The organism is Longimicrobiaceae bacterium, from assembly GCA_035936415.1.
Classification (GTDB): domain Bacteria; phylum Gemmatimonadota; class Gemmatimonadetes; order Longimicrobiales; family Longimicrobiaceae; genus JAFAYN01.
This window is the reverse complement of sequence record DASYWD010000510.1, coordinates 1-5,013: the sequence shown is the minus strand read 5'-3', so window position 1 is coordinate 5,013 and position 5,013 is coordinate 1. Positions and strand designations below refer to the sequence as shown.

Genomic DNA, 5,013 nt, shown 5'->3' with positions numbered 1-5,013 from the left:
CGCCAGCAGCCTGCGCACGGTGGCGACCAGCCGGGGGCGGTCCACCGGCTTGGACAGGTACTCCGCGTCGGCGGCGGCGCCATCCAGCTGCGCGCGGTCCATCCCGGTGAGCATCAGCACCCTCGCCCGGCGCCCCCACGGCTCGGCGCGCAGCCGCTCCAGCGCCTCGGGCCCGGTCACGTCGGGGAGCATGGCGTCCAGCGTGACCACGTCCGGCGCGTGCTCGCGGGCCAGCCGCAGCAGGTCCGCCCCGGTGCCGCCGGTAAACACCCGCAGCCCCTCCGCGCGGAGGATCCGGGCGATCGCGTCGCGGATCATCACGTCGTCGTCCACCACCAGCACCGTGCCCCCCGTGGGCGCCCCGGCGGCGCGGCCGGGCTCCGGCTCCGCGGGCGCCACCGCGATCCGCCGGACGGGGAGGCTCACGGTGAAGGTGGAGCCCTCGCCGGGGACGCTCTCCACCGTGATGCTCCCGCCCATCAGGCGGCAGAACCGGTCCGCGATGGCGAGCCCCAGCCCGGTGCCGCCGTAGCGCCGCGTGGTGGAGGGGTCCGCCTGCACGAAGGGCTGGAAGAGCCGCTCCATCTGCTCCGGGGTGATCCCGATCCCGGTGTCGCGAACCCGGAACACGGCTCGCCCCCCGTCCCCCACCGTGCCCTCGCACCGCGCCTCCACCCGCACCGCCCCCTCCTCCGTGAACTTCACCGCGTTGGCGACCAGGTTGAGGAGCACCTGCCGCAGCCGCACCCGGTCCGCCAGCACCCACCCGGCTCCCGGGGCGACCTCCTGCTCCAGCCGCAGCCCCCTTCGCTCCGCCAGCGGGCGGACCGTCTGGGCCACCTCGCCCACCAGCCCCGCCACCTCGAAGGGCTCCGGTGACAGCTCGATGCGCCCGGCTTCCATCTTGGACAGGTCCAGCAGCTCGTCGATGAGCCGGAGCAGCTCGTAGCCGGAGGCGCGGATCCGCTCCAGGTCGGGGATCATCGCCCCCGGCGTGGAGGGCTCCTCCACCAGCACCTCGCAGCTTCCCAGGATCCCCGAGAGCGGGGTGCGCAGCTCGTGGCTGACGTTGGCGAGGAACTGGCTCTTGGTGCGGTTGGCCGCCTCGGCGGCGTCCTTGGCGTGCTGCAGCGCCTCCCTCACCCGGGCGCGCTCCGAGACGTCGCGCAGCACCACCAGCTTGCCGCTGATCCCGCTCCGCCGCGCCGAGACCGCGGACACCCGCACGTCGAAGGTCCGGGCCTCCTCCCCCGCGCCGACGCTCAGCTCGGAGGCAGCGAAGGTGCGGGTCCGCCCGTCCCAGGCGCCGCCCAGGTCCGGCAGCTCGGTCACGGGGCGGCCGATCACCCGGCCCGAGGGCGCCCCCAGGATCGCCTGCGCCGCGGGGTTGATGTCCACCACCCGGTCCGCGCCGTCCAGCACGATCACCCCGTCCTGCATCTCCTCCAGCACCGCGTCGCGCGCGACGGGGACGATGGAGAGGAAGCCGAAGCGGAAGATGCCGACGGTGAGAAGCGCCCCCTTCAGCGGGAAGACGAAGGGGGTGAGGTTGATCCCCGGGAGCGGGCTGTCCCCCAGCAGGAAGAGGAGGTTGGGGATGGCGGTGACCACCCACCCGGCCACCAGCATGGCGACCTGCCAGCGGTAGAGCCGGGGTGCGTTCGCGGCACGGATCAGCAGCAGGAGCATGCTGAACAGGATCAGCGCGTATGACACCCACACGTTGACCCAGAAGCCCACCCCGGGGACGGCGGCGAACTCCATGCGCCCACCCTGCTCCACCATTCCGTACGACTGGAAGACCCAGTGGTGGTGGTCGTTGGTGAAGACCAGCCCCACGAAGGCCAGGTGCGCCGCGACGAGCAGCCCCACGCTGGCGCGGGTGAGCCCCCGCCCCCAGCCGGCGTACTCCACGGCCAGCAGCAGCCACCCGATGGGCTGCGCCACGATCCCCAGGTAGATGAACCCGATCCAGATCGCCGCCCACGTCCGGTCCGCGGCGGCCATGTGCAGCCCGTACGACAGCGCCCAGACGGCGCCGCCTCCCATGAGGATGATGAACCCCGGCGCGCCGCGGACGTGGCGGTGCCGCCAGGCGTAGGCGCCCAGCAGCGTCAGGATCAGCGCCGAGAGGACGAGGAGGGGGAGGAACGGGGAGGACTGCCAGACCATGGGGAGCGGGGGCCCGGGGGCTGGGAGCAGGCGCAGGGGCGGAACGGAGCGAACCGCCGATCCCTGAATAATATGCGCCCTACCCGGTGCGACAAGCTCCCGCCCGCGACACGCCGCAAAAAAACGGGCGGCGGGCCGGGAGGTCCCCGGCCCGCCGCCGCGTGCGCCCTGCCGCCCCGGACTACAGCCGGAAGCGCAGCCCCACGTCCGCCCGGACGAAGCTGGCGTCCGGACCGCGGCCCTCCCCGACGGGAACGGTCACGTAGCTGACCTCGGGGGTGAACGAGACCACCGGCCCGAGCCGGTAGTCGAGCCCCGCCCCCACCTGGAAGCCCAGCTCGTTGCCGGCGTCCCCGGCCTTGTAGTAGACCACCCCGCCGCGCAGATAGGGTGAGAGGCCGGCCATGGGGAGGCCCAGGCGCGCCCCCGCGTCGAACCCCTGGACGTCGAAGGTGTCGTCCACGTCGCCGAAGACGTCGTCGTCGAAGTCGAACTGCGTGTAGCTGTAGCCGCCGTACACCCCCAGGGTGGGCGTGACGTTGAAGATGGCGCTGGCCCCGAGGCCGTACCCCAGCGCCAGCCCGTCGCCGAACTCGCCGGTGGGGAAGGCGAGCCCCGTGCGCGCCTCCACCGAGAAGGGGAGCATCCCCTGCGACCGGGCCGGGGCCGCGAACACCACCGCCGCCAGCGCGGCGGCAACCAAGGTCGAGCGCTTCATCGATTCCTCCGTTACTGGATTCGTCGCGAGACTTCTCTCTGGCCGGGGGTGCTCACCCCCGGCGCGGGGGCCCCTTGCAATTGCCAGACCCGGAGCGCGGAATGCCCCGCAACGCAACTCGTTGCGGGGCATCCGCTTGCCCGGACGGGGAGGAGCGCCTGGAGCCGCCGGCCCCGCCCCCCGGGCCTCAGGAGAAAGCTACCTGCACTTCCCCTTCTTCTTGTTCTTCGGCGTGCAGGGCGTGGGGCCGGTCTCCTCCGGCGGAGCGGCCGGGGCGGCGACCAGGCTGTGCACGAGGTGGTTGTTCGTCGTGAGCGACAGCTGCACCACGCCCTTGCTGGAGGCGTCGAAGAGCGCCTGCTTCACCGTGGCGGGGGCGGCGCGCGGGGCCTGCTCCAGGTACAGGGCCGCGACCCCGGCCACGTGCGGCGACGCCATGGAGGTGCCGCTCTTGCTCCCCGTGGAAGTGGGGCTGTCGTAGGTGGCCGACGTGATCCCGGAACCCGGGGCGAAGAAGGTCACGCAGTCGCCGTAGTTGGACCACGCAGTCTTCCGGTCGCTCCGGTCGCTCGCGCCCACGGTGATCCCCTCCGGGAGCCCGCCGGGCGCGTTGTTGCAGGCATCGATCCCCACACCGCCGTTCGGCACCCCGTTACCGGCGGCCATCACGACGGTGACGCCCGACGCGATCAGGTTCCGGGTGGCGGCGTCCACGGTGGGGCTCCGCTGCGGGAGGAGGGACCCGATGGACAGGTTCGCCACCGCCGGCAGGGTCCCGTTCTCGGCGACCCAGTTCATCCCCGCGATGATCCCCGAGAAGGAGCCGCTCCCCCCGCAGTCGAGGACACGGACGGCCACCAGCTTCACCTGCTTGGCCACGCCCCACGTCTTCCCGCCCACGGTCCCGGCCACGTGGGTCCCGTGCCCCTGGCAGTCGGCGCCGTTCCGGCCGTCGGCGAAGGCGTCGAAGCCGGAGACGGCCCGCCCCTCGAACTCCACGTGGTCGTAGCGGATCCCGGTGTCGATGATGTAGGCCGTGACCCCGCTCCCCGCGTGGTTGTAGGTGTAGCTCCCGTCCAGGGGGAGCGCGGCCTGGTCGATCCGGTCCAGCCCCCAGGTGGCGGGGCTCTGCACCGTCGAGGTGGTGACGATCCCGTCCTGCTCGATCCCCACCACCCGGGCGTCCAGGCGAAGCGCCTCCAGGACCACGTCGGAGATGTCGCCCGCGAAGCCGGTGATCAGGCTCTCGTAGACGTACTGGGGCTTGATCCCGTACTCCAGCGCCACCAGGGCGGGGTCGGCGGCGTCGTCGAGCGTGACGATGTAGCGGCCGGGAATCCCGCCCTCGGTCGTGCTGAAGGCAGGGGCGGTCTGTTCGACCCGGGGGGCAACGGCCTCCGAGTCGCAGGCGGCGAGGCCCGCAAGGGCAAGCAGTGCAACGGTCCGGCGCATACGTGCTCCAACGCTGGGAGTGAAGGAAGTGCGTGCGACGCCGGCCTTCAAAGCAGGGGAGGTGCCAGGGAGGCCCACTCGCGTATGTCCTTGCAGGAAGGCTCTTTACCCGCAGGGCGAGAAGGGCGTGGCGGCCCGACTTCACAATTACGGTGCAGGCGAGTCCGCTTTTTGGGGCAACGCGCCCCGTTCCAGGGCAACACGCGGAACGGCGGCGACGGGGACTCCGCCGGGGGGGAGATGAAGGCGGAGGATCAGTCCGGCTCGGCGTACGGTCCGGCCAGGAGGCGGTTCACCGTCTCCAGCAGGCGGGCGGCGGTCACCGGCTTGGCGAGGACCTCGTCGAAGATCAGCTCCGCCTCCGACTGCTCCGCCGGGGAAAGGATCTGCGCGGTGACCGCCACCACCGGGAGGGGGGCGGCCACCCGCTCGCGCCGGAGCTGGCGGGTGGCGGTCCACCCGTCCATCACCGGCATGCTCAGGTCCATCAGCACCAGCCCGGGGAGGGTGCTGCGCGCCGCCCGGATCCCCTCCTCGCCGTCGGCCGCCTCCACCACCTCGAACCCCGCCTGCCGCAGGACGTAGGCGAGGGCGCTCCGCGGCGCTTCGTTGTCGTCCACCACCAGCACCCTGGGCCCGCCGCCCGCCCCGCCGAAGGCGCGGCTCCCCGC

Annotated in this window: 4 protein-coding genes; all 4 read right to left on the bottom strand. The window is 72.8% G+C overall.

Annotated features, from left to right (window positions below):
* The coding region (locus VGR37_20470; GenBank protein ID HEV2149787.1) for a histidine kinase N-terminal 7TM domain-containing protein at positions 1-2,172 on the bottom strand (2,172 nt) is incomplete at its 3' end.
* Between the two features lie 181 nt (positions 2,173-2,353).
* The gene (locus VGR37_20465; GenBank protein ID HEV2149786.1) at positions 2,354-2,890 is read right to left on the bottom strand and encodes an outer membrane beta-barrel protein; all 537 of its coding nucleotides are present in this window, start codon (positions 2,888-2,890) and stop codon (positions 2,354-2,356) included.
* Between the two features lie 198 nt (positions 2,891-3,088).
* Complete coding sequence (locus VGR37_20460) at positions 3,089-4,342, bottom strand: S8 family peptidase (protein HEV2149785.1); 1,254 nt, start codon at positions 4,340-4,342, stop codon at positions 3,089-3,091.
* 254 nt (positions 4,343-4,596) lie between these two features.
* Positions 4,597-5,013: response regulator (locus VGR37_20455; GenBank protein HEV2149784.1), on the bottom strand; the 417-nt coding region annotated here is incomplete at its 5' end.

What these genes read in the sequence shown, in the direction of transcription:
- VGR37_20465 (HEV2149786.1), bottom strand. Translation starts at nt 2,890, where the DNA reads ATGAAGCGCTCGACCTTGGTTGCCGCCGCGCTGGCGGCGGTGGTGTTC.
- VGR37_20460 (HEV2149785.1), bottom strand. Translation starts at nt 4,342, where the DNA reads ATGCGCCGGACCGTTGCACTGCTTGCCCTTGCGGGCCTCGCCGCCTGC.